Genomic DNA, 23,890 nt, shown 5'->3' on the forward strand with positions numbered 1-23,890 from the left:
GGTAAATATTGTAGTTAAATTTACATTTAGTCCTAAAAGTTAGCATATTTATTGAAAATCTATTTGCAGTGGTGTTATAAATTAGTTTTATTAAATAATTAGGATATGATCACAGCCGCTGTTGTTTACATAGTAGTATCAGTTCTGCTCATAGTGGCATCATCTCTAATTTTTCTCAAGGCGTTGCAGTCCTTAAGACAGGGAAGCAGTATAAAGCCTACAGAAATTTCAGGCTCTAAACCTGTGGTATTGAGTGAGCTTAAAAACCGTGAAGAAATTATTGCCCAACTGGAACGGCAATTTCGCAGCAGTCCATCAGACCTATAACCATGTCTATAAATCAAGCTTGATCTATAGATTATAAACTATGTCTAATCGGTATCCTGAATATCCCGAAGGGGATGTAAACTTTGCAGAGCGACGTCGGCAACGCAAACAAAAGCTGCGTGAAGAATTTTTTAAAGATAAAGCTCCTGCCCTAAAGATGGCTTGGCGAATTTTTGTGTCATCGGGCATATTAATAGCTGGGGTTTGGCTGGTCTCCTTACCAATGTGGAACTTAACCAGTTCTAATCAAATACAGGTGCAGGGGGTGCGCTTACTATCAGCTAATCAATTAAAAGAACAAATTGTAATTCAGTATCCTTTATATATTTTTCGGGTGCAGGCACAGGCGATCGCCGCCCAGTTGGAAAAAAAGGCTCCAGTTTATAATGTGGTTGTGAAACGGTCTTTATTCCCTTTGAAATTGACTGTAATCGTGCAGGAACGTCAGCCAGTTGCCAATGCGATTTTAGATGGGCAGTCAGGATATATAGACCTGAAAGGAGTGTGGATTTCTGAAAAAAGTTATCCTCCTAATTTGAAAAAACCTGAACTTACGGTACTTGGGATAAATCAACGGGTTTTAGGGTTATGGCGGCGGCTTTATACCCAGATTAGTCGTAGTCCTATTAAAATTTTTAAACTAGATTTTCGCAGTGCTGATAACTTAATTTTAAGTACGGAACTGGGCTTAATTCATTGTGGTGACTATACCTACGACAAAATGGAAAAACAAATCCAAATGTTAGATCGCCTCAGAAATTTACCGAAATCCACAACCAATCTGAAATTCACCCATATAGACTTAATTAACCCTAACTTTCCCGTAGTCGATGGGGTAAAGCCCACTCAAACTGAGACTAAGCCACAGGTAAATTGATATTGGTAATTGTAGTAACAGATGTCACTGATTTGGAAAACTAGCTTAAAAACTAAAATTTATACTGTCACTTAACTATTACTCAAAAACTGCGATCGCATAATGACATCGGATAAATCCAAACAAACAGTCTTATTCATTAGTAATGGACATGGGGAAGACTTAAATGCCAGTGAAGTCTTAAAGGCACTAAAAGAAAATTATCCCAATATTAAAGTTGCCGCCCTGCCCATGGTTGGGGAAGGTAATGCCTATAGAAAATTAGGAGTTGAGATTATTGCGCCAACGTTGAGTTTGCCGTCGGGTGGATTTGTATATATGGACAAACGCCAATTATTCACAGATGTGCAGAAGGGCTTATTAAAACTGACATGGCAACAAATTAAAGCGGCAAGGGCATTTGCTCAAAATTGTGATCTAATATTTGCGACAGGAGATATTGTGCCTCTAGCGATCGCCCGTCTGACTGGATGTCCATATACCGCTTTTATTGTTTCTTCCTCCGCCCATTATGAAAATCGGATGCAGCCTCCTTTTGTAATAAATTGGTTAATGCGATCGCCTTTATGCAAGAAAATTTTTACCCGTGATGCCTTTACTGCCCAGTTAATGAAACAGCAGGGTATATCTAAGGCAATATTTGCGGGTTATCCGATTATGGATGTACTTGAACCTAAAGGTATAGATTTGGGACTTAACCCTGAGATACCGATGATTGCCCTATTACCAGGTAGCCGACTCCCTGAAGCCTGTCAAAATTTGGGCTTAATGTTGGATTTAGTAGTAGCGATCGCTGAGGAATTTTCCCCCAGTCCAGTGCAGTTTAGAGCAGCCTTAGTTCCTAGTATGTTGTCACCTGAAATATTAGAAAAAATTGCCCATGACCATAATTGGCAGTTTGAGCCGCCGCATAAATTTATGATTGATCAAGGAGAAAAGCTGATTGAAGTTCTTTGCCCTAATAATAGCTTTGCCGATGTTTTGCATCAATGTAACTTAGTAATTGGTATGGCAGGAACTGCTGTAGAGCAAGCTGTGGGGCTAGGTAAACCTGTAATTCAAATTTTGGGGCAGGGACCACAATTTACCTATTCCTTCGCCGAAGCACAAATGCGCTTATTAGGAATATCAGTTCAAACTATCGGTAAAACTTCTGCTACTGCAACCATCTTAAAAGAGGCAGCCAACCAAGTTAAGCTAACCTTACACAATCCTGAATACCTTAATGCTTGCAAAAATAATGGCATTGAACGAGTGGGATTAAAGGGAGGTTCTGCCCGCATTGCCGATCACATTGCCAAACTGATTTAACAGATCATCATAAGTACATTTGCTTAGGCTTCACCCCCTGTGGGATAGTTCTTTGAAGCATTTTGAGGCTATAAAATCTAAATTCGATTTTCCCATACCTACAAACGTAAAGATGTGTTAAGCTGTCTCAATAATAGTTGCTACATAATAGGTTAAACCTAAGGTAGAATCTTATTATTTAGCAACAAAATTTTCCAGTTCAACGCTTTATCAGCAAATACTGGTTGTCAGTTTTAGAGTTACGGGTTTCGTGATTTCTGAAAACGGCAGCAATAATTAGTTAACTCAAATTAAGTCTGTTTAAGTTTATTAGGTTTAGAGGATTTTAATTTATGACCATTGCAATCGGGCGATCGCAGCAAGCTGAAAGAGGATGGTTTGACATCCTTGACGACTGGCTAAAGCGTGATCGATTTGTATTTATCGGCTGGAGCGGTCTTTTGCTCTTCCCTACTGCATTTTTAGCGGTTGGTGGCTGGATGACTGGCACCACATTTGCTTCTTCTTGGTACACCCACGGATTGGCTTCTAGCTACCTTGAAGGTGCTAACTTTTTGACTGTTGCTGTGTCTTCTCCTGCTCTCAGCATGGGACACTCTCTCTTACTACTTTGGGGACCTGAGGCACAGGGTGACTTTACCAGATGGATTCAAATTGGTGGTCTATGGACATTTGTAGCACTACATGGTGCTTTTGGATTGATTGGCTTTATGCTCCGTCAATTTGAAATTTCCCGTCTAGTTGGTATTCGTCCTTACAATGCGATCGCATTTTCTGGTCCAATCGCTGTATTCGTATCTGTATTTTTACTCTACCCCCTAGGACAATCTGGCTGGTTCTTTGGACCTAGCTTTGGTGTTGCTGGCATTTTCCGCTTTATCTTGTTCCTACAAGGCTTCCATAACTGGACACTTAACCCCTTCCACATGATGGGTGTAGCTGGTATTCTCGGTGGAGCTTTACTCTGCGCTATTCATGGTGCAACCGTAGAAAACACCTTATACGATGATGGTGAAGGTTCTAATACTTTTGTAGCGTTCAATCCAACCCAAGCAGAAGAAACCTATTCCATGGTGACTGCTAACCGTTTCTGGAGCCAAATCTTCGGGATCGCTTTCTCTAACAAGCGTTGGTTACACTTCTTTATGCTTTTCGTACCTGTCACTGGATTATGGTTTAGTAGTGTTGGTATCGTTGGGTTAGCTTTGAACCTCCGTGCCTATGACTTTATTTCCCAAGAAGTTAGAGCTGCAGAAGACCCAGAATTTGAAACCTTCTACACCAAGAATTTATTGTTAAATGAAGGTATTCGCGCATGGATGGCTCCTCAAGACCAACCTGCAGAAAAATTCATCTTCCCTGAGGAAGTTCTACCTCGCGGTAACGCACTATAAATTCGTCTGAAAGGAATAGGGTGTTGGCTTCTAAGTAAATTTTGGCAGCTAACACCTTTACCCGTTATAACTGTAATATTAGAAATCTTAAGAAACCATACGGGAGAAACTACCTCGTGACTGCAACTATTAATTTCAATAATTCTCTAGGAGTAGGCGGACGTACCCAAGATACTACAGGCTTTGCTTGGTGGTCTGGGAATGCCCGTCTTATTAATTTGTCTGGAAAGCTTTTGGGTGCTCATGTTGCCCATGCTGGCTTAATTGTATTTTGGGCAGGTGCTATGTGCTTGTTCGAGGTCGCTCACTTTGTCCCTGAAAAGCCCATGTATGAGCAAGGGCTAATCCTATTACCTCATCTTGCCAGCCAAGGTTGGGGTGTTGGTGCTGGTGGTGAAGTAATTGATACCTTTCCATATTTTGTTGTCGCCGTACTTCACCTGATTTCATCGGCGGTTTTAGGTTTAGGTGGTATTTACCATGCTCTGCGTGGACCTGAGGTATTAGAGAACTACTCAGCTTTCTTTGGTTATGACTGGAAAGACAAAAACAAAATGACCACCATTTTGGGTATTCACCTAATTTTGTTGGGACTCGGTGCTTTCTTATTGGTAATCAAAGCCATGTTCTTTGGTGGTCTTTATGATACTTGGGCACCTGGTGGTGGTGATGTTCGTGTTATTACTAACCCTACCGTTAATCCATTGGTGATTTTTGGCTATATCCTTAGCTCTCCCTTTGGTGGTTCAGGTAATATCATCGGTGTAAATAACCTTGAAGATGTGGTTGGTGGTCATATTTGGATTGGCATCATTTGCATCAGTGGTGGGATTTGGCATATTGTTACTAAGCCTTTTGGTTGGGCAAGGCGTGCGCTGGTTTGGTCTGGTGAAGCATACCTTTCCTATAGTTTAGGCGCGTTATCTTTGATGGCATTTATTGCTACTTGCTATGTGTGGTTTAACAATACTGTTTACCCCAGTGAGTTCTATGGTCCCACTGGTCCTGAAGCTTCCCAAGCTCAAGCTTTGACCTTTATCATCCGTGACCAAAAATTGGGTGCAAATATCGGTACTTCCCAAGGTCCTACTGGTCTTGGTAAATATTTAATGAGATCGCCTTCTGGAGAAATTATCTTCGGTGGTGAAACCATGCGTTTCTGGGATGTGCGCGCTCCTTGGATTGAGCCTTTGCGTGGTCCTAGCGGCTTAGATATTGACAAGCTCAAGAATGACATTCAACCTTGGCAAGCTCGTCGTGCGGCAGAATACATGACCCATGCGCCTTTGGGTTCAATCAACTCTGTCGGTGGAGTTATCACTGAAATCAATGCCGTTAACTTTGTATCACCTCGCTCTTGGTTATCAACTTCTCACTTTGTCTTATTCTTCTTCTTCTTAGTCGGACACCTCTGGCATGCTGGTCGTGCGCGTGCGGCTGTCGCTGGCTTTGAAAAAGGAATTTCCCGTGAGTCTGAGGCTGTGCTTTCGATGCCAGACCTTGATTAATTTGCTAAGTTAATTGGCTAAATAGTTAGGGCAAAAGGTTTACTATCCCTCGGTGATGAAACTGGGGGATTTTTTATGGGGATTTATCCTTCTTCAACAATACTCCCGATTTATCGGCGGGAAAATATCAATGCAACCCCAAGGCACTGAGATATAGAGGTAAAACTTGACCTATAGTAAAATTTTGTTCAAAATACAGACGAGAGTTGATTTCTAAGGTCTGCTGCAAGCTAGGATTATCTGCTAGTTTACATATATATTCGGCGAGTCCTGCGGCATCACCATTACTAAAATATGCCCCACATTTACCTTGGTCTATTAAATCTCTGAGATAGCTATTTTGAGGACAAATTGCCGCGATTGCGCGTCCAGAAGCAAGAACACCGTAGAGCTTTGATGGAGTGACAATCCCCTCCATATCAGATTTAATGGTGACAAGGGATAAATCAGCAGAACTTAAAGAGTAAGACAGGTGTTCTCGAGGCTGATAGGGTAATAGGATCGCATTTGGTAAGTTGCCACTTAGGACTTCAGCCTCTACCTTTTTCTTTCCGTCTCCATCTCCAACAAATACAAATCTAATGCGGGGATGATCTTTTAAGATCGTGGCGCAGTCAATCAGGGTTTTTTCATCATGACAGCGTCCGAGATTGCCAGAGTGCATAACAATGAAGTAGTCTTCCCAGTTATTTTGCTTGATGAACCAGTTATCAGCTTTCGGAACTGGCTTAATTTCCTCTGGATTAGCCCAGCTAGGAATGACGTAGATTTTATCTTTGAGACTGGCATCCTTTGCTAAAATTATGGTTTTCATGGATTCGCTCAGGACAATTAGCGATTTAGCTCTCCGCCAGATTTTATGATTAGCATATTGCCAAAACTTAGCGATCCAGTTTGCTTCGCTGATTACACCTAACTTGATCGCAGCATCAGGATAAATGTCATAAATTAAGCAGGTATAGGAATGCCCAAATAATTTGTGATAGAGCCATCCCACCAAAGGCAAGAAAGGGGGAGCGGAGGTAATTAGAAGATGAGAGCCACGGGACATTCTGCGCCGCATTTTGACTGTGCTACGCAGAAAAAAGATAATGCCATTAAGTAACTTACCCCTAATCCGTTTAGATAAAAGCCTTGAACTACGGGAGCGTTTTACAAAAACCTGATCAAAAAATTCTTCTACAGGGGCATCTAGTTGGTTATAGGCGTAGCCAGGTTGACCCGTAAATACTTGAATAGAATGTCCTTCCCTAGCGATCGCTACCGCCAATTCACTAATTAGCTGTCCTGTGGGTGCATAATCAGGGGGATAGAATTGCGTAATTATAGTTATCTTGACTGGCTGCACAATTTAATCACTATTGATAACTGTTGCTACTAATCATAGTTAGCTAGTTATTTATACCATAAAATTTCGATTAAGGTTGCGTTAAGAAAAGCTCAAAACGTACTCAAGAATTTATAACTCTTGTTTTTACAGGTTCGGCGGGGTTGCCCACATATATAGTCATGGGTTCTAGCGATCGCCCTGTAACAGCCCCAAGACCAAGAACAGCCCCTTTCCCTACGGTAACTCCAGGTCCGATTATCGCTTTTGCCGCAATCCAACTTCCCTCGTGAATATGAATTTCCCTTGCTATGAGCTTAAAGTGGCGATCGCTCCAGTCATGATTACCCGTACACAGATAAACTCCTTGGGATACGCAAACGTGATTTTCAATATGGACAGGGGCAACATTATCAATCCAAGCATTTTCGCCAATCCATACGTGATCGCCAATGGTTAACCGCCACGGAAATTTGATTGAGACATTAGATTTAATTCTGACTTGAGTACCAATCTTGGCACCAAATAAACGCAGTAACCATACTTTAAACCTAGAAAATGGTAACCAATAGGAACGTACCAAAGGAAATCCCCCATAGTACCAAAGCAGTTGCTTAACTAATGAGGCTCCGGGTGTATATGTACCCAAGGTGTATTGGTCTAACTGCATGAACATCCTATGCCTAAATTATGATCTGTTGATTTTAACGATTTAATTTTAACTGTTTAATTTTAATCCTTGAATTACTTGTAGGCTATTACCCGCATAGAGGCGATCGCTAATATTAGTAAAACCAGTTTCAGTTAAAAGCTTTGACACATCAGTATCGATAAATTGCCAAGCAGTCTCGGTTTCAAATAGTTGAAAAAATATAGTTACTCCCGCTTTAAAGAACCAATGATTAGACTTATGAAAATCCACGATCGCAAAGGTACCATTAGGTTTTAAGACTCGATAAACTTCTTTAAAGATTTGCTTAAGTTGATCGGGCTGCATTTCGTGCATAGCAGTATTGGTTAACACTAGATCAAATAGGCAATCACTAAAGGGCATTTCCTCGGCAAAGGCTTGAATATACTGTGCCTGCGGAACATTCTTCTTAGCTCTTTTGAGAGACAGGGGCGAAGCATCTAAACCCGTAACATCCTGGGAATACTGCACTAAAATTTCCGTTGCCTGCCCACTACCGCAGCATAAATCCAAAACTTTAGTATCTGGCTGAATATCTAAATCTCGCAAAAATAGTCGCCGAAACCTATAGTCGCCGCCTACGCTAATTGCCGCTAGTTTAGATACAGTATCGTAGAGCCATTGGTAACGATAGCTCCATTCTCTGAGAATTGTTGCCATGATCTTGCGGTTCTCTAGGTTATATTTAATTTACCTACATATTCTATATCCATCAAAAATATCTATGGAAAAACCTGCTGTTACCGACTACACAATTAATCCTGCGATCGCTAAGCGATGGAGTCCTAGAACTTTTGCCAATACACCCGTAGCTCCTGAACATTTATCTAGTCTATTTGAAGCCGCAAGGTGGTCAGCTTCCTGTTATAACGATCAGCCTTGGAATTTTATTGTTGGTACCACTGAAACTCCTGATACCTATAACCAAATCCTCGATTGCCTGGTTCCCTTTAATGTCAGTTGGGCAAAATCGGCACCTGTATTAATCTTGGCGATCGCTAGAACCACTTTTAGCCATAACAACAAGCTGAACGACTGGGCAGTTTATGATGTGGGACAAGCTGTAGGCACCTTAGCAGTCCAAGCCACAAGTTTAGGTTTATATCTGCACCAAATGGCGGGATTTGATCCAGCAAAAGCCGTTGCCAATTTTAACTTGCCTGAAAATTTTAAACCAGTTGCGGCGATCGCCTTGGGCTATATCGGTGATCTTGATGGTCTGCCTGAGGATATTAAAATCAAGGAACTCCAGCCCCGTACCCGTAATCCCATCTCCAGTTTTGTTTTTGATAAAGCCCTATCTTGAAAGTTTCTAGCAGTCAACCACCAGCGATCATAATTTTAAGTGAATCTAACATAGCGATCGCTCGGCAGATTCAAAATCATCTATCTGGGGCAGTAATCTATGGCTTAGAGCATCGCACCCAATCCGCAGATGTAACCTATGCCAAATTTAGTGATCTGCTCCAGTTACTTTTTAGTCAGGGGCATCCGATTATTGGTATTTGTGCCGCAGGAATTTTAATTCGCACCTTAGCACCACTACTGACAAGCAAAAGAGCCGAACCGCCCGTAATTGCGATCGCTGAAGATGGAAGTGTAGTAGTACCTTTGCTCGGTGGTTTAAATGGTGCCAATGATCTGGCTAGACAAATTGCTGATGGACTAAGTACTAAAGCGGCAATTACAACGGCGGGGGATTTACGATTTAAGACCACACTTCTGTCTCCGCCGATGGGGTGGCGTTTGGCTAATACCGATGATCAGGCTAAGACCTTTTTAGCAGATTTACTGGGGGGCGCACAGGTGCGGTTAATTGGTCATGCCCCTTGGTTAAGTAATCTACCCCTATCTACCATAGCTCAGGATGCAAGTCATACCATTGAAATTATCGAAAATTTGGAACAAGAGCCGCAACCAATACCTAGTTCAACCTACCTAATTTATAAGCGCATACCCAGTTCGGGAAAGGTGTCAATTATTGGTACAGGACCTGGTTCAAACCAATGGATATCGGCACAAGTTAAAGCGATCTTGCAATCAGCTACGGACTTTGTTGGCTATAAAACCTACTTAAATCTGGTGGCAGAATTTACTAAAAATCGCCAAGTTCATGCTTCGGATAATCGGGTGGAACTAGAACGGGCGGAACTAGCCTTGGATTTAGCAGCACAGGGGCGATCAGTGGTAGTAGTGTCCTCTGGGGATGCGGGGATTTATGGCATGGCAACGGCAGTATTTGAAGTTTTAGATCAAGTAGCTAAACCCGAATGGCAATCCATTGATATTGAAGTTGCTCCCGGTATTTCAGCGATGCAGGCTGCTGCTGCTCTGGTTGGTGCGCCCTTGGGACATGATTTTTGTGTGATTTCGTTATCGGATATTCTCAAACCGTGGGAAATTCTGGCACAGAGAATTAGTGCTGCCGCCCAAGCAGATTTTGTCATTGCTGTTTATAATCCCGTATCTCAAACTCGCACATGGCAGTTAGCTAAAGCTAAGGAAATTTTATTACAATGGCGATCGCCTAATACCCCAGTAATTTTAGGACGTAATTTGGGGCGAGCAGGTCAGGAAATACAAGTTATTACCCTAGCTGAATTAGCTCCCGAACTGGCAGATATGCGCACAGTAATCTTAGTTGGCTCTAGCAAAACTCGAATTGTAAAATGGGGCGATCGAGTTAAGGTTTATACACCTCGGACTTACTTTGATTAAAAACTCTAGTTAAAATAAGATCATGCTAGCTGAGATCGAGTGCTTACCCTTAGGAGTAGGGCAGAATGGCGAAGGAATATGCCTTGATTTAAGATTAGGGCAGCATCATTTTTTGCTCGATTGTGGCTTAAAGGATTTATCCTCTCTGGAGTTATTTGCAAGAAAGTTGGCAGCAAAGGAGCATCACTGGTCGGGTTTGTTTTGTAGCCATGCCCACGCCGATCATAGTAGAGGTATTGATGCATTACAGGCGATCGCCCCAGATTTACCAATCTACACATCCGCAGTAACCGCACATTTACTAACTCTCAATTGCCCATCCGCTTCCCTAGCCTCAATTTTCCCTGTAGATTGGGGAGAAACTATAGAGATAGAACCAAATTTATTAATAAAACTACTTCCCTCTGGACATTTGCCCGGTGCTGCTAGTATCTGGCTGACCTATTGCACTCAGGATCAAGATTATAACGTTTTATATACTGGGGATTTCTACATCTCTAATTCTCGCTTAGTTCAAGGTTTGAAATTGGAACAATTCCGAGGCTCTAGCCTAGATGTATTAATCCTTGAAGGTAGTTTAGGTACTACGAAACATCCCCATCGGCGCACTCAAGAACAGAATCTCATCCATCAAATTAATCAGGCAATCGCATCGGGATATTCGGTTTTGTTTCCTGTCCCTAAGGTGGGAATTGGGCAGGAAATTTTAATGCTGTTGCGAAGTCACCATGCGTTTACGGGTAAGGATTTGGATATATGGATTGATCGTGGGATTGGGACTGGTTGTGATTTGTATATGGAAATACTGCCCTATTTGCCCCTATCAGTTCAAAACTTCGCTCAGCATCAATCGCTATTTTGGGATAGTCGTATTAGTCCTCGGATTCAGAGCCTAGACTTAATTAATCAGTCCAATTATAAATCTTCCAATCCCGCAATTATATTGGTGGATCAAGACAATGATTGGTTACATGATCCAAAGTTACAAGCACAGTTAAAAGACCAATTGCAAGGCTCTAATTATCAAATTTTTGTCCCAGAGCAGAATCTAGAATTAAAAACAGAACTCACTAATTTCCATATTCCTTTTTCTACTTATCTATTAGCGGAACACTCTGATATATCTGGTACAACTCAATTAATTCACAATCTTAAACCTCAACATGTGGTTTTTATTCATGGTAATTCCAACTATTTAGCAGATTTAGCAAACCTTGATGAATTGAGCAATCGTTATCATATCCATTGTCCTTCGGTTTCCATGAATTTGGAACTACCCCTAGGAGATTCATTACATATTTCCCATCCTCAAAATCAATTGTCGCCATACGCAGGGGAACTATCTGAACTTAGCTCTGAAGTGATGCTATCTCTACCCATAGAATTAACACAGGATCGGCGGTGGCTCGATTTTTCCGATACAGGGCTAATTGAAGCCAGATGGCAAGGGGAAGACCTATTAATTCGAGGAATCTCCCCTAGAGAATTATCCCAAGCAGTATTTAATCAGCGATCGCCCAGTAAGGATTCCATTCAAGCATCTTGTATTAGTTGTCGTTTTTATAGTGGGCAGTTTTGTCTGAATCGTGAATCTCCACTTGCGGGCATGAAAGTAAGCTCTGATGCCTATTGTCAAGGGTTTGAAAAAATTCCTGCTGATATGTAGTAAGATTTAGGGAACAAGTATGGCTAGATATGGAATTTGTTTTACAGGCTATAGCAACAATTCGCCGCTGGTGGTCAGAGTTTACCCTCCAAACCAAATTGATGGCATTGGTAACTTTGATGGTATCTCTCCTCATGAGTGGAGTGACCTTTTGGGCAGTTAATGATATTCAAACCGATGCTAGACTCAGTGATACAAGATTTGGTCGAGATTTAGGCTTACTCCTAGCAGCAAATGTATCCCCATTGGTGGCACAGGGCGATCGCACTGAAGTGGCAAGGCTTTCCAAAAAATTCTTTGATAGTAGTTCTAGTATTCGCTATATTCTCTATGCCGATCCAACGGGAGAAATTTACTATGGCATTCCCTTTTCCGTCAGTGAAGTACAGAATTCCCTAAGTTTAAGGCGCAGGATTCAACTACCTGAAAATCCCCTTAGCAGTGCTGATCCAACTTGGGTAAAACAACATAATACGCCCCAAGGTGAAGTTACCGATGTGTTTGTGCATTTGGATCATGAGGGAGAAGATTTAGGAATTCTGGCGATCGGCATTAATCCTAATCCTACGGCAGTGGCTTCTTCCTCCTTAACTTTGGATGTGACTACAGCCGTATTTGTCTCGATTTGGATGATGGTAATTTTAGGCGCAGCTTCCAATGTCGTGACCATTACCCGACCGATTAAAGAACTAGTAGCAGGAGTCCAAAGTATTGCTGGTGGGAATTTTAAGCAGCAGATCGACTTACCCTTTGGTGGCGAGCTAGGGGAATTAATTCGCAGCTTTAATAAAATGGCAAAGCGGTTGGAAAGTTATGAAGAACAGAATATTGAGGAACTCACTGCCGAAAAGGCTAAGTTGGAGACCTTAGTATCAGCGATTGCCGATGGAGCTATTCTGTTAGATTCCGAGCTGAAGGTTATTTTAGCTAACCCTGCTGCCATCAAAATATTAGGATGGGAAGATCGACAGGCGATCGGGATTGATATTACCGAAATTCTTCCCCAGTCAGTGAATCGGGAAATCAGCATGCCTTTAACCGAAATTGTCAAAGGAGAACGAGAAGGAGCCGAGTTTCGGATTACTTCAGAATCTGGAGAAACTTCCCTTAGATTCTTGATCATGAGTGTTATAAGTGCCAGTAATGCCATTAAAGGTATTGCCATGACCGTACAGGACATTACCCGTGAAGTGGAACTAAATGCTGCTCAGAGTCGGTTTATTAGTAATGTTAGCCATGAATTGCGGACTCCTTTATTTAATATTAAATCCTTTATTGAAACTCTATATGAATATGGAGATGAACTCACCGAAGACCAAAAACATGAATTTTTAGATACTGCTAATCGGGAAACAGATCGCCTTACCCGACTGGTAAATGATGTCCTAGACCTATCTCGCCTAGAGTCTGGTCGCCAGTTCCGCTTTGATGCTACGGACTTACCCCAAACCATTGAGCAAACCTTGAGAACCTATCAGCTTAATGCTCGGGATAAAGGAATTGAACTACACAAGGAAATTGCTGCTGATATTATGCCTGCGTGGGGTAACTACGATCTGTTGCTTCAAGTTTTGGGGAATCTGGTGGGGAATGCCCTAAAATTTTCTAATTCTGGTGGTAAAGTTGTTATTAAAGCATACAATTGCCAAGAGCCTAGTCCCAATGATCCCCACCATTTAATTAATCGGGTGCGTGTGGAGGTTAGTGATACGGGAACAGGAATTTCGCCTGAGGATCAAAAACGGATATTTGATCGCTTCTATCGCATTGAGAATAAAGTCCATACCCTTGAAGGTACTGGCTTAGGACTATCAATTGTCCGTAATATTGTCGAGAAGCATCATAGTTGCATCCATGTTAAAAGTGAATTAGGTGTAGGTACTACCTTCTGGTTCGATCTGAGCGTATTTCAAGATAAGTGTGATTTGCCACAAGTTTTAAATGCGGAAAGTTTAACCTTTGAATCTGCTGATGTGAGGACTCCTGAGGGGGCTTCAGCAATTAGCCTTGAGCTTGCCTAAAAAACAGCTAAGATAAGTAAAAACTCTCAAAATAATCTTTCAAAATAAACTCTAATTCCTTGAAATCACATCTTCATCTTTCCCAACGGGCAACTCAAACTAAAGAGTCACAAATTCGTGAAGCATCTCGGTACTGCGTTAAGTATGGCGCAATTAATTTGGCTCAAGGTTTACCCGATTTCCCCGCCCCCGAGGCGTTGAAACTTGCTGCTCAAGAAGCAATTGCGGCGGATCACAACCAATATGCAGATACATGGGGATTAGAATCTCTGCGGGTGACGATCGCTGCTAAATTGCAAAGGGATAATCATATTGAGGCTGATCCTGATCAAGAAATTACTGTATGTTGTGGAGCCACGGAGGGTCTAAATATTGCTTTAATGGCGGTGATGAACCCAGGCGATCGCTGCTTAATTTTTGAGCCATTTTACGAAAACTATATCCCTAACCTTGCTACTGTCGGCGGTATTCCAGAATTTATCACCTTGGAAGCTCCAGACTGGGAAATTACCCGAGAAAAACTAGATATAGCATTTGCTAAGGGCTTAAAGGCGGTAATTATTAATACCCCTGCTAACCCCACGGGCAAAGTATGGACATTGGCGGAATTAGAACTATTGGCGGAATACTGCGATCGCTATGATGTCTATGTAATTACCGATGAGATTTATGAGTATATTCTCTACAATGATCAAGATAATCAACATATCAGTATGCTCAGTTTACCCGGTATGGGAGATCGCACCATTGTCGTAAATGGATTTTCTAAGACCTTCTGTGTAACGGGCTGGAGGCTCGGCTATACCGTGGCGAACCCCATTTTAACAGCAGCAATGCGGCGCATCCACGACTTTTTAACCATTTGCGCTCCTGCGCCTCTCCAGTATGCAGCTTTAGCAGCTTTGGCATTTGGTAGAGAGTACTATCAAACTATGGCAAGGGATTATCAACGCAAAAGAGACCTACTCTTCTATGCCCTTAAGGATATGGGTTTATCGCCAGTGCTGCCCCGTGGAGCCTACTATATTTGGACAGATAGTTCGGTTCTAGCGGATGATGCTAATACCGCAGCATTAAAATTGGCGCAGGAAGCTGGGGTGGCGGCGGTACCGGGTAATTGCTTTAGTAATCCCAGTCGCGATCGCATTAATGGACTCAGGTTTTGTTTTGCTAAAAAAGATGAGACTCTTGAAACGGCAGTGCAAAGAATGCAAAGATACCGACTCAACCAATAATCTCGCCCAATAACATAAAGGGTAGAGCAATTAGGGGATATTCCTAATCTGATTCATCTCTCAAATTAATAAATCAGATTAATAAATTCAAATCAACCAAGAATTTAATCGCTAATTATGAACTCCCTGGTTATGGAAAGGTTCAGTTTTCTGCCCCAGTTTTTGCGCTTGGCGGGCATTAATATTCTGTCTAACCTGATGGTACCTTTAGCAGGTCTAGTTGATGTTGCGTTTTTAGGACATTTGGCAATTCAGCACTTAGCAGGTGTAGCACTAGCCACAATTTTATTTAACTATATATATTGGAGCTTTGGGTTCCTCCGCATGGCAACTACGGGAATGACTGCTCAAGCAATGGGAAGAGGCAATCGCCCAGAAATTTTGATCATTGGCTTGCGTAATTGCCTTTTAGCTCTATGCCTAGGACTGTTGATTATAGCGTTACAGCATCCCTTTAGAGAAATTGGGTTTGCACTTTTACATGCCACACCAGAAGTACAGTTATCGGGAAAATCATTTTACAATGCCCTGATTTGGGGCGCACCCGCTACTTTAATTAACTTTGTATTGATAGGTTGGTTTTTAGGACAGGCACAGGGTCGTAAAGTACTACTCCTATCTGTCATTGGCAATGGTGCAAACATTAGTTTAGATTATCTATTGATTGTGAAACTAGGCGGGGAAAGTGCGGGTGCAGGGGCAGCAACTGCCATTAGTCAATACATAATGTTGGCGGTGGGAGCTATTCTGGTTGCCCATCAATGGCATGAATATACAGGAGCATTAAATCAACAGGAGTTGCGATCGCAGATATTTAATCCATCGGCTTTAAAAGAGGCTTTTTCCCTAAATGGTGACATTTTAATTCGTACCCTTGCCCTTATTTCCACCTTTGCCATATTTACTAATTTAAGCTCAGCCTTTGGGACTATTATTTTAGCTGGGAATACTTTATTACTGCAGATCGTCACCCTGTCTGCCTATTTTGTGGATGGATTTGCCTTTGCTACGGAAAGCTTTGCGGGTAGGTTTTATGGTCGAGAACATAGAGATTACCTTAAACCTTTGATTCAAGTTGCGGGAGCTTTTAGTTTGGGATTTGGCATAGCGATCGCTTTGTTAGCTTGTATATTTCCAACTCCTCTATTCAACTTGCTCACAAATCATTTAGAAGTGGTAAATAGTGCAAGTGATTATGTCCTGTGGTTATTACCCGTTTTGGCGTTAGGCAGTATTGCTTATATGCTTGATGGTTATTTTTTAGGCTTAACGGCAGGTAGAATTTTGCGAAAATCGGCTCTCATGGCATCTTTACTAGGTTTTCTTCCTTTATCATTCATGGCTTGGCAACTTAAGAATAATCATCTTTTGTGGTTAGCTTTGACAGGGTTTATGGTGGGTAGGGCTGTAACTTTAGCTCTCAAACTTGATAAAACCTTGCAACTTTCCTAGGGCAATTCTGCGCTATCATTTAAAACCTCTGAAAAAATTCTAAAAAAACTTCTAGGTTTCCCCGAGCTTATGAAACATACCCTGTCTGTTGTTGTTGAAGATGAAGCAGGAGTGCTTACCCGCATCGCTAGTTTATTTGCCCGTCGGGGTTTTAATATTGAAAGTCTAGCTGTGGGAACGGCTGAGCAAAATGGTTTTTCCCGAATTACGATGGTAGTACCTGGGGATGATCATGTGATTGAACAATTGACTAAGCAACTCAATAAATTAATCAATGTGATAGTGGTTAAAGACCTAACGGAAATCCCCTGCGTGGAAAGGGAATTAATGCTAATTAAAGTTAATGCCGCCCCCGCCCATCGTTCTGAAATTATTGAAATAGCTCAGATTTTTCGGGCAAGGGTAGTTGATGTTTCCGATGATTCCCTGACCTTAGAGGTAGTTGGCGATCCGGGTAAAATGGTGGCGATTATTAAAATGGTGGAAAAATTTGGTATTCGTGAAGTGGCACGCACGGGTAAGATTTCTCTAATTAGAGAGTCAGGTGTCAATACTGAGTACCTAAAAGTTACTTAAAAATTAGAAATAAAATAATACTACATAGGGGAGATACAAGTGCAGTTACGCCCTAAGTTTTTAGCACGGTACAAAGCATAGTCTGCTTGTTTAAGGAGATTATAGGTATCTTGGTTATTTGACTTATCAGCGATCGCAATCCCAATACTCACAGTTATATCCAGACTTAAATCTAGGTCTTGTAAATTAATACTAATGGGACGATTGGCGATCGATTGCCTAATTACCTCTGCTAACTCTAACGCTGGGGCAGCCTCTAAATCTGGAGTAATGCAAAGAAACTCTTCCCCCCCATACCGATATAAGAGACTATCCGCTCTGCTACTATTTTGGAGCCGTCCAGCGATCGCTTTTAAGACTTCATCTCCTACTAAGTGTCCATAGTGATCATTTACCAGCTTAAAGTGATCAAGGTCAATCATCATCAAACTAATACACTTATGCTCTGTATGACCGATGAGAGTATCTGAGACCAAGCTTTCTAATAATTTTGGCAATCCCTCATCCATAGCTCTACGATTGAGCAGATTGGTAAGTTGATCAGTTAATGATAAAGATGCTAATAATTCATTGCGGGCTAATAATTTTTGATTGGCTCTTGCCAAAGACTTTGCCATTAGACTAATTCGCAGTCCCGCCCTTACCCTAGCTCTAAGTTCATAGGGATTAATCGGCTTGGTTAAAAATTCATCGGCACCAGCATCTAGCCCCAAAACCCGATAATCAATCTCAGAATGGGCAGTCAGCAGAATGAAGTATGACACCCTTAAATCGGGATACTCAAGATTGGCTTTAACCCTTTCACACAGAACCACTCCAGAAATATCTGGCATTGCCCAATCACAAATAATTAAATCAGGTTGCACTTCTATAATTAACTTCCAGCCAATTTCTCCGTTAGCAGCAGTTTCAACCCTATAACCTTCAGAGCTTAGATGCTTGCATGTTAGCTTTAATAAAACTGGATCATCATCAATTACTAAAATTCTGAGTGGATCGCGTCTGGCATCATATCTTAAGCTTTGCACAGCATGAATTTGTTCATTATTCGTAGATGGCACTTGCATTATTGACAAATTCAGAGGCTAGTGTTGATAAACGTTCATAAACCTAACTCCTAATCATAATACCCTCTTAGTAATTCACAAGTGTCACTGTTGTATAAATTTATTATCTTGATTACTTGATTGCTCCGTTCTTAGTGAAAGATCAAGTTTTTTTGGTGTGAATAACCAGTACCCTCACTTTAGATTTCTTGGTAGCAATATCTAGGTCTACAGGATCATTCTGATTTTCTGCTAGGTCAAGTTCTAAGCCCAAAAACTTTAAAGAATGACAAACAAGTTCACGGACAATCTCTGAGTTTTCACCTAATTCAGCAGTAAAGACTAGCGCATCCATACCACCTAAAATCATCAGCATCGAACCAAGGCATGATCGCAACCGATGAACATAAATATCTAATGCCTGTTTTGCCCGTGAATTATCGGTATCCATTGCATCTGCATCTTCCAAGACCTTAGAAGTACTCACCACACTTGATTGATTACCTGTTTCTAGCTCAACTTCTAACTTAACAGTGGCAGAAGTAGCATCAGTTCCATTTTCCTCCCGCATCATTTGATATAAAACACTTGTATCAATCGATCCAGAACTGTAATCGATCATTAAACCTTCTAAAGGAGTAAATCCTGTAGCTGTATCAATGACCTCCCCATTATGTACAGCAGCAAGGGAACAACCTTTATCTAAATTACAAGTGATCAATCGTAACTCCTTCAAATCACGATTTAAAACTTCAGCAGCCCTTTCTGCAGAATATTGATGGGTACTTTCATTAAGCCCATAATGGCGTTTATCAATTTCTGTAGGAGAGCAGGGAGATTTGGAAATTATAGAAAGCGCAGCAATATTTTTAGCATTTGAAGAATTCACTAGTTCCATATCACTTTCATCACTGGGTTCAGCAGGTGGATCAGCAGCTATATCTCGCCAGTCTAAGTCTAATTTTGCACAAATTTCAAAAAAGGTATAACGCTCAATTGGTTTCCCGCCAAAAAATCGCCAAATTGGTTGCCGTGTTTTGATGCCAATTTCAATCGCAAGAAACTCTTGAGTCCAGCCTTTAGTATCAAACTGTCGCCTAGCCTTTTTAATTCCCGCCTCTGATGCTTTTAATGACCGCTTAGATATAAAAAACTCCTGTTCCTAATTCTCTAAATCTATACTAGCCAAATCTAATAAATCAAAACATATATATTTGTAATAAACTCAAGCATCTGTAAGGGAAGTATAAAAGTTTGGAATCTAATGTATAAGTCTAGGATTTAACTTATTTCTAATGGTTCATGATTAGAGGATATATTACTCCATTTAATTAGCTCTATTTTTATAACGGGAACGAAGTAATTTGATTAACCAAATAATTAGCTAGTGCTGCTTGATTGCAACTTTAAAAAATTATTCAGGGCATTAGTAAGTTTAGGGGGCCATCGACGGATTTTGCTTACCCATTCAATATCTTGATAGCGGGGGTCGGTTTTAGGAACTGAAACCCAATTACTTTCAGCCTCCCCTGTCTTTTTTTGTTCCCATAATAGGGCTGTGAAAGCTGCACGCATATCGACAAAGTTGGGATATTTGCGTAATAAATTTTTTATGGTTTTTTCTGCTTGCTTAACATCACCAGTTTCGTAAAGGGCAAGGGCATAGTTGGCACGGGCAAGGGCATAATTGGGTTCAATTTCAAAGGACTCTTTAAAGTCTGCGATCGCTTCATTCCACTTACCTAAACTAGCTAGGGCATTACCCCGATTATTATAAGCATCGGCATCTTGGGGATCGAGAGCTAGGACTTTATTGTAGTCAGCGATCGCCGCTTCGGGCTGGTTTAAAAATTGTAGTGTGGCACCACGATTTAAGTAAGGATCGGGGGCAGAGGGAGCAAGTTCAATGGCTTTGGTATAGTCAGCGATCGCCTCTTGCAGACGATTTTGGCTAGATTTAGCGTTACCACGATTACTCCATGCTGCGGCATTATCAGGAAATTGTTCGATGATTTCTGTCCAAAAGGTTTCCGCTTGGCTAAATTTACCTTGATTGGTGGCAGTGATGGCTTTAATTGCCAATTCATCAAGAATTATTTGGCTGGGATTTTGAGTTGGATTTTTAGGTTCGGCAGCGATCGCAGGTGTAGTTAAAAGAATTGATAAAAATACGGTCAGAAGAGTTTGTAGAAAGTGACGCATGGTTAATCTTGTTCTAGGCTTTTAATTAAATTTGTTAATAAATCTGGTCAATAAATCTGGTCAATAAATCTATGATTAGCCGTCTGGAGAGCAGCAAAGGCATCTAGTTTATGGTTGCGGGCTAGGGCAATTAAATCAAATAATAAATCGCCTAGTTCTAATTCTAATTGCGATCGTTGATTGGGGTCATTATTACCTACATTAAGATCAAGATGCTCTAGGGATTGTTGAAAGTGTTGCCAAATTGGTTCTATATCTTTGGCAGTATAACTACTGGCTATTTGGGTTTTGTCGATAATTTTTGTGGTTGCCATAATTGGCGGTAAAGTTCGAGTATAGCGATGCAGTTTATCGTTGAGATTATATTCTCCTTTTTCTGCGGCTTTTATTTGCTCCCAATTTTGATGAATCTCTGTTAGGCTTTCAACTTGCAAATCGGTGAAAACATGGGGATGACGGCGGATCAGTTTTTGGCTAATGCCTTGGGCAACTTCAGTAATGGTAAATTGATTATTGTCGCTGGCAATTTGTGCCTGTAAAACCACCTGTAAGAGTAAATCTCCTAATTCTTCGGCGATCGTGTCGGTATCCTGACTACGAATAGCATCAACAACTTCATACGCCTCTTCAATAATGTAAGGAATTAAAGTTTCTGGAGTTTGAGCTAAATCCCAAGGACATCCACCATCGGGCGATCGCAACTTAGCTACGACTTCTAATAATTCCTGTAAAGCCGAGAGTTTTGCATTCATTGTAATTATATTTGGGGCAAAGGGATAATTTTGCTATCTTTAATTTAGCGAATTTAGCGCAGTTTGGATAATCAGCTTTGTCTAATCAAATCCCTAGCTCCCATCAAACCTCCGATCAAAAATTAAACACTTTAATTCTGGTACCCCAAGGAGCCGAGTATCAAGCTGTAGTTAAAGGTCTAAAACATTACCTAAATCCTCAGCAAATTTTACCTATACCCATAGGCTGCGTTGCTGTTGGTAAATATTTAGAAACCCTCACTAATCCTCAGCAATTTACGCAGGTGATCCTGATGGGCTTGTGTGGCAGTTTAAATCCCAACCTGAAGGTGGGAGATATTGTCGTCTATGCCCAATGCTTTGATCTAAGTAGTGGCAATATTTTGGAATGTGAATTTAAACCTAAAATTAGTAATAAATTTACTGTGGTTAAGTCTGTAACTAGCGATCGTCTAATCTATCTAGCTGCCGAAAAACAAAATCTTTACAAGGATACTAATGCTGATGTTGTTGATATGGAAGGATTTGCGGTTGTTAATTTTTTTCGTAAGTTAAATATCCCCGTAGGCATGATTCGCGTAGTTAGTGATGATTCTGGGCATGATTTACCAAATTTAGAACAGGCGATCGATCAAAATGGCAACTTGAAACCTTGGCAGTTAGCGATCGCTTTAATCAAACAACCCCATGCCGCCCTGAGATTAATTAGTGGTTCCTTAATGTCTTTGCGAGTGCTTTCTCAAATTTGTTTAATCAATTCTTTAATCAGCTAAAGTCCAAATTTTTACTGTAAAGTCCGCCGATGCAGTTGCTAAAAGCTTACCGTTAGGACTAAAGCCCAAACCGATCACCCAGTCCTTATATCCGGTTAATTTTGCTAACTCCTGCCCCTCTAAATTCCAAATCCGCACCGTTTGATCTTGAGAAGTCGTTGCCAGATATTTGCCATCGGGACTAAATGCCACATTCCGAACTACGCCTGTATGTCCTTTGAATTCTTGGATCAGTTTCCCATTCAAATCCCAGAGCCTCGCTGTTTGATCCGAAGATGCGGTTGCCAAATATTTACCATCGGGACTGAAAACCACCGATCGAACCCAATCCTTATGCCCTTTCAGTTCGGTAATTAATTTGCCATTAATATCCCACAGTCTAGCGGTTCCATCTGCCGATGCCGTTGCTATATATTTACCATCGGGGCTAAAAGCTGCTGCCCATACTAACCCCTGATGCCCCAGAAAATTTGTAATTACTTGCCCTTGGCGATTCCATAACTTAGCGGTGAGGTCGGAAGAAGCGGTTAAAACTAAACTACCATCAGGACTAAAATTCACAGAAGTAACCCAGTCTTTATGCCCCTTAAATTGACTAATTAACTTACCATTAACGCTCCAGATTCGAGCAATGCCATCCTGCGATCCTGTTAAAACCTGAGTGCCATCAGGACTAAATTTACTGCTCCAAATAATGCTGTCATCTTGCTTTAGTTCGATCGCTTTACCTGTGCTGCGATTCCAAATTTTGGTGGAGCCATTGGAAGACGAAGTGACAAGATAGTTACCATCGGGACTAAAATCTACACTCAGAGCACTGGTACTATGTGCCTGAAATTGTGATTGTAGAGAAACTGTCAGCTTTGAAATTTGCGATGGAATTTGGGCTTGAACTGGGTTTTGAATTATTTTTTGAATTGGTGTTTGACCTGATGGAATTTGCCCAACTTGAAGTATGGCGATCGCTGGAATAGAGATAACAAGACTAGGAATAGACATTTAACTATATTACTGCACTAAAAAGCGGAAACTGGCAGACATCACGATAATATATTGATCATCATTTATTAAAATTTCCTTAATACAACTCCATGCTAACCGATAGCGATCGCGTACAGGTTTTAAGCGAAGCATTACCCTACATTCAAAAATTTGTGGGACGGACAATTGTGGTCAAGTACGGTGGTGCTGCCATGAAAGAAGAAGAACTGCGCCAAAAAGTAATCCGAGATGTAGTGTTTATGACCTCCGTAGGCATTCGTCCCGTGTTGGTGCATGGCGGAGGACCTGAAATTAATGTCTGGCTAAGCAAGCTCAATATTGAACCGCAGTTTATTAACGGGTTACGGGTTACCGATGCTGCCACAATGGAAGTAGTAGAAATGGTGCTGGTGGGTCGAGTTAATAAACAAATCGTCGAATTGATTAACCTTGAAGGCGGATCGGCAGTGGGACTATGTGGCAAGGATGGCAACCTAATTCGAGCTAGACCTCAAGGAAATGAAGCTATAGGTTTTGTCGGTGAAGTAGCAGGAATTGATACTAAGTTACTACATACCCTAATTAAGGCGGGGCATATTCCCGTGATTTCCAGTGTTGCCTGCGATGAGACAGGTCAGGCATATAATATCAATGCTGATACCGTAGCGGGAGAAATAGCTGCTGCCCTTGGTGCCGAAAAACTGATCCTGCTTACGGATATTCCCGGTATCCTTGAAGATCGCTATAACCCAGATAGCTTAATTCGCAGTATTGATATTCAACAGGCAAGGGAGCTAATTCAGCAGGGCGTGGTAAATGGTGGCATGATTCCCAAGGTACAGTGTTGTGTGCGATCGCTGGCTCAAGGTGTAAAAACAGCCCATATTATTGATGGCAGAGTTCCCCATTCTTTACTGTTGGAAATATTTTCCGATGGTGGAGTTGGTTCCATGCTAGTGGCATCAGACTATACATCTGACTAGATAAATGTGGCTAGATAAATGCTGCGGTCTAGGTCTCAGGTTTTTGGTAA

General features: G+C 41.3%; 22 protein-coding genes. 14 read left to right on the forward strand and 8 right to left on the reverse strand.

Annotation, left to right across the window (positions count from 1 at the left end; genetic code table 11):
- Nucleotides 1-105 precede the first annotated feature (105 nt).
- From SYN7502_RS02510 to psbC, 5 genes are all read left to right on the forward strand, one after another.
- Complete coding sequence (locus SYN7502_RS02510) at nt 106-327, forward strand: hypothetical protein (RefSeq protein ID WP_015167326.1); 222 nt, start codon at nt 106-108, stop codon at nt 325-327.
- A 40-nt stretch (nt 328-367) separates the two neighbouring features.
- Nucleotides 368-1,204 (forward strand): cell division protein FtsQ/DivIB, encoded by an 837-nt coding sequence (locus tag SYN7502_RS02515; RefSeq protein ID WP_015167327.1) that lies wholly within the window; start codon nt 368-370, stop codon nt 1,202-1,204.
- Nucleotides 1,205-1,306: 102 nt separating this feature from the next.
- The gene (locus SYN7502_RS02520; RefSeq protein WP_015167328.1) at nt 1,307-2,515 is read left to right on the forward strand and encodes a lipid-A-disaccharide synthase-related protein; all 1,209 of its coding nucleotides are present in this window, start codon (nt 1,307-1,309) and stop codon (nt 2,513-2,515) included.
- A gap of 332 nt (nt 2,516-2,847) precedes the next feature.
- Entirely contained in the window at nt 2,848-3,909 is a 1,062-nt protein-coding gene (gene psbD / locus SYN7502_RS02525) for a photosystem II D2 protein (photosystem q(a) protein) (RefSeq protein WP_015167329.1), read from the forward strand.
- Nucleotides 3,910-4,037: 128 nt separating this feature from the next.
- Nucleotides 4,038-5,417, forward strand: coding sequence for a photosystem II reaction center protein CP43 (psbC, locus tag SYN7502_RS02530; protein ID WP_246829018.1), 1,380 nt, complete (start codon nt 4,038-4,040; stop codon nt 5,415-5,417).
- 127 nt (nt 5,418-5,544) lie between these two features.
- Here psbC and SYN7502_RS02535 read toward each other — a convergent pair whose 3' ends face one another.
- The 3 genes from SYN7502_RS02535 to SYN7502_RS02545 all read right to left on the reverse strand — a co-directional run bounded on the left by SYN7502_RS02535 (nt 5,545) and on the right by SYN7502_RS02545 (nt 8,095).
- Nucleotides 5,545-6,765 carry a glycosyltransferase family 4 protein gene (locus tag SYN7502_RS02535; RefSeq protein WP_015167331.1) on the reverse strand — a complete coding sequence of 407 codons (1,221 nt, stop codon included), beginning with the start codon at nt 6,763-6,765 and terminating at the stop codon, nt 5,545-5,547.
- 103 nt (nt 6,766-6,868) lie between these two features.
- Nucleotides 6,869-7,414, reverse strand: coding sequence for a WcaF family extracellular polysaccharide biosynthesis acetyltransferase (locus tag SYN7502_RS02540; RefSeq protein ID WP_015167332.1), 546 nt, complete (start codon nt 7,412-7,414; stop codon nt 6,869-6,871).
- 48 nt (nt 7,415-7,462) lie between these two features.
- Nucleotides 7,463-8,095: a class I SAM-dependent methyltransferase gene (locus tag SYN7502_RS02545; RefSeq protein WP_015167333.1), complete on the reverse strand. Its 633-nt coding sequence runs from the start codon at nt 8,093-8,095 to the stop codon at nt 7,463-7,465.
- Between the two features lie 64 nt (nt 8,096-8,159).
- Here SYN7502_RS02545 and SYN7502_RS02550 point away from each other — a divergent pair, with 64 nt between their 5' ends.
- The 7 genes from SYN7502_RS02550 to ilvN all read left to right on the forward strand — a co-directional run bounded on the left by SYN7502_RS02550 (nt 8,160) and on the right by ilvN (nt 17,103).
- Nucleotides 8,160-8,741, forward strand: a complete 582-nt coding sequence (locus SYN7502_RS02550) for a nitroreductase family protein (protein WP_015167334.1) — start codon at nt 8,160-8,162, stop codon at nt 8,739-8,741.
- Entirely contained in the window at nt 8,738-10,153 is a 1,416-nt protein-coding gene (gene cobJ / locus SYN7502_RS02555) for a precorrin-3B C(17)-methyltransferase (protein WP_015167335.1), read from the forward strand. The genes SYN7502_RS02550 and cobJ overlap by 4 nt, the downstream gene beginning before the upstream one ends.
- Before the next feature lie 22 nt (nt 10,154-10,175).
- Complete coding sequence (locus SYN7502_RS02560) at nt 10,176-11,819, forward strand: MBL fold metallo-hydrolase (RefSeq protein WP_015167336.1); 1,644 nt, start codon at nt 10,176-10,178, stop codon at nt 11,817-11,819.
- A gap of 29 nt (nt 11,820-11,848) precedes the next feature.
- A complete protein-coding gene (gene nblS, locus SYN7502_RS02565; RefSeq protein WP_015167337.1) occupies nt 11,849-13,840 on the forward strand; it encodes a two-component system sensor histidine kinase NblS in 1,992 nt (663 codons plus the stop codon).
- 59 nt (nt 13,841-13,899) lie between these two features.
- The gene (locus tag SYN7502_RS02570) at nt 13,900-15,075 is read left to right on the forward strand and encodes a pyridoxal phosphate-dependent aminotransferase (protein WP_015167338.1); all 1,176 of its coding nucleotides are present in this window, start codon (nt 13,900-13,902) and stop codon (nt 15,073-15,075) included.
- A 117-nt stretch (nt 15,076-15,192) separates the two neighbouring features.
- Nucleotides 15,193-16,527 carry a guanitoxin biosynthesis MATE family efflux transporter GntT gene (gene gntT, locus SYN7502_RS02575; RefSeq protein ID WP_015167339.1) on the forward strand — a complete coding sequence of 445 codons (1,335 nt, stop codon included), beginning with the start codon at nt 15,193-15,195 and terminating at the stop codon, nt 16,525-16,527.
- A gap of 69 nt (nt 16,528-16,596) precedes the next feature.
- Entirely contained in the window at nt 16,597-17,103 is a 507-nt protein-coding gene (gene ilvN, locus SYN7502_RS02580; RefSeq protein ID WP_015167340.1) for an acetolactate synthase small subunit, read from the forward strand.
- Nucleotides 17,104-17,123: 20 nt separating this feature from the next.
- Here ilvN and SYN7502_RS02585 read toward each other — a convergent pair whose 3' ends face one another.
- From SYN7502_RS02585 to mazG, 4 genes are all read right to left on the reverse strand, one after another.
- Entirely contained in the window at nt 17,124-18,170 is a 1,047-nt protein-coding gene (locus tag SYN7502_RS02585; RefSeq protein ID WP_015167341.1) for a diguanylate cyclase domain-containing protein, read from the reverse strand.
- Nucleotides 18,171-18,312: 142 nt separating this feature from the next.
- A complete protein-coding gene (locus SYN7502_RS02590) occupies nt 18,313-19,038 on the reverse strand; it encodes a hypothetical protein (protein ID WP_210391315.1) in 726 nt (241 codons plus the stop codon).
- Between the two features lie 491 nt (nt 19,039-19,529).
- A complete protein-coding gene (locus tag SYN7502_RS02595; protein WP_015167342.1) occupies nt 19,530-20,351 on the reverse strand; it encodes a tetratricopeptide repeat protein in 822 nt (273 codons plus the stop codon).
- 47 nt (nt 20,352-20,398) lie between these two features.
- The gene (gene mazG / locus SYN7502_RS02600; protein WP_015167343.1) at nt 20,399-21,103 is read right to left on the reverse strand and encodes a nucleoside triphosphate pyrophosphohydrolase; all 705 of its coding nucleotides are present in this window, start codon (nt 21,101-21,103) and stop codon (nt 20,399-20,401) included.
- A gap of 77 nt (nt 21,104-21,180) precedes the next feature.
- Here mazG and SYN7502_RS02605 point away from each other — a divergent pair, with 77 nt between their 5' ends.
- Nucleotides 21,181-21,876 (forward strand): phosphorylase family protein, encoded by a 696-nt coding sequence (locus tag SYN7502_RS02605; protein WP_015167344.1) that lies wholly within the window; start codon nt 21,181-21,183, stop codon nt 21,874-21,876.
- Here the strand turns inward: SYN7502_RS02605 and SYN7502_RS02610 are convergent.
- Nucleotides 21,865-22,875, reverse strand: a complete 1,011-nt coding sequence (locus tag SYN7502_RS02610) for a WD40 repeat domain-containing protein (RefSeq protein WP_015167345.1) — start codon at nt 22,873-22,875, stop codon at nt 21,865-21,867. The two genes, SYN7502_RS02605 and SYN7502_RS02610, sit on opposite strands and share 12 nt — an antisense overlap.
- 92 nt (nt 22,876-22,967) lie before the next feature.
- Between SYN7502_RS02610 and argB the strand changes: the two genes are divergently transcribed.
- On the forward strand, nt 22,968-23,840 hold the full coding sequence (gene argB / locus SYN7502_RS02615; RefSeq protein ID WP_015167346.1) for an acetylglutamate kinase: 873 nt from the start codon (nt 22,968-22,970) through the stop codon (nt 23,838-23,840).
- The last annotated feature ends 50 nt before the right edge of the window (nt 23,841-23,890 follow it).

This window comes from Synechococcus sp. PCC 7502, from assembly GCF_000317085.1.
GTDB lineage: Bacteria > Cyanobacteriota > Cyanobacteriia > Pseudanabaenales > Pseudanabaenaceae > PCC-7502.

What these genes read in the sequence shown, in the direction of transcription:
- SYN7502_RS02540 (WP_015167332.1), bottom strand. Translation starts at nt 7,414, where the DNA reads ATGCAGTTAGACCAATACACCTTGGGTACATATACACCCGGAGCCTCA.
- SYN7502_RS02610 (WP_015167345.1), bottom strand. Translation starts at nt 22,875, where the DNA reads ATGTCTATTCCTAGTCTTGTTATCTCTATTCCAGCGATCGCCATACTT.
- SYN7502_RS02515 (WP_015167327.1), top strand. Translation starts at nt 368, where the DNA reads ATGTCTAATCGGTATCCTGAATATCCCGAAGGGGATGTAAACTTTGCA.
- argB (WP_015167346.1), top strand. Translation starts at nt 22,968, where the DNA reads ATGCTAACCGATAGCGATCGCGTACAGGTTTTAAGCGAAGCATTACCC.
- SYN7502_RS02520 (WP_015167328.1), top strand. Translation starts at nt 1,307, where the DNA reads ATGACATCGGATAAATCCAAACAAACAGTCTTATTCATTAGTAATGGA.
- SYN7502_RS02585 (WP_015167341.1), bottom strand. Translation starts at nt 18,170, where the DNA reads ATGCAAGTGCCATCTACGAATAATGAACAAATTCATGCTGTGCAAAGC.
- SYN7502_RS02545 (WP_015167333.1), bottom strand. Translation starts at nt 8,095, where the DNA reads ATGGCAACAATTCTCAGAGAATGGAGCTATCGTTACCAATGGCTCTAC.
- SYN7502_RS02560 (WP_015167336.1), top strand. Translation starts at nt 10,176, where the DNA reads ATGCTAGCTGAGATCGAGTGCTTACCCTTAGGAGTAGGGCAGAATGGC.
- SYN7502_RS02595 (WP_015167342.1), bottom strand. Translation starts at nt 20,351, where the DNA reads ATGCGTCACTTTCTACAAACTCTTCTGACCGTATTTTTATCAATTCTT.
- ilvN (WP_015167340.1), top strand. Translation starts at nt 16,597, where the DNA reads ATGAAACATACCCTGTCTGTTGTTGTTGAAGATGAAGCAGGAGTGCTT.
- SYN7502_RS02550 (WP_015167334.1), top strand. Translation starts at nt 8,160, where the DNA reads ATGGAAAAACCTGCTGTTACCGACTACACAATTAATCCTGCGATCGCT.
- mazG (WP_015167343.1), bottom strand. Translation starts at nt 21,103, where the DNA reads ATGAATGCAAAACTCTCGGCTTTACAGGAATTATTAGAAGTCGTAGCT.
- psbD (WP_015167329.1), top strand. Translation starts at nt 2,848, where the DNA reads ATGACCATTGCAATCGGGCGATCGCAGCAAGCTGAAAGAGGATGGTTT.
- nblS (WP_015167337.1), top strand. Translation starts at nt 11,849, where the DNA reads ATGGAATTTGTTTTACAGGCTATAGCAACAATTCGCCGCTGGTGGTCA.
- SYN7502_RS02510 (WP_015167326.1), top strand. Translation starts at nt 106, where the DNA reads ATGATCACAGCCGCTGTTGTTTACATAGTAGTATCAGTTCTGCTCATA.
- gntT (WP_015167339.1), top strand. Translation starts at nt 15,193, where the DNA reads ATGAACTCCCTGGTTATGGAAAGGTTCAGTTTTCTGCCCCAGTTTTTG.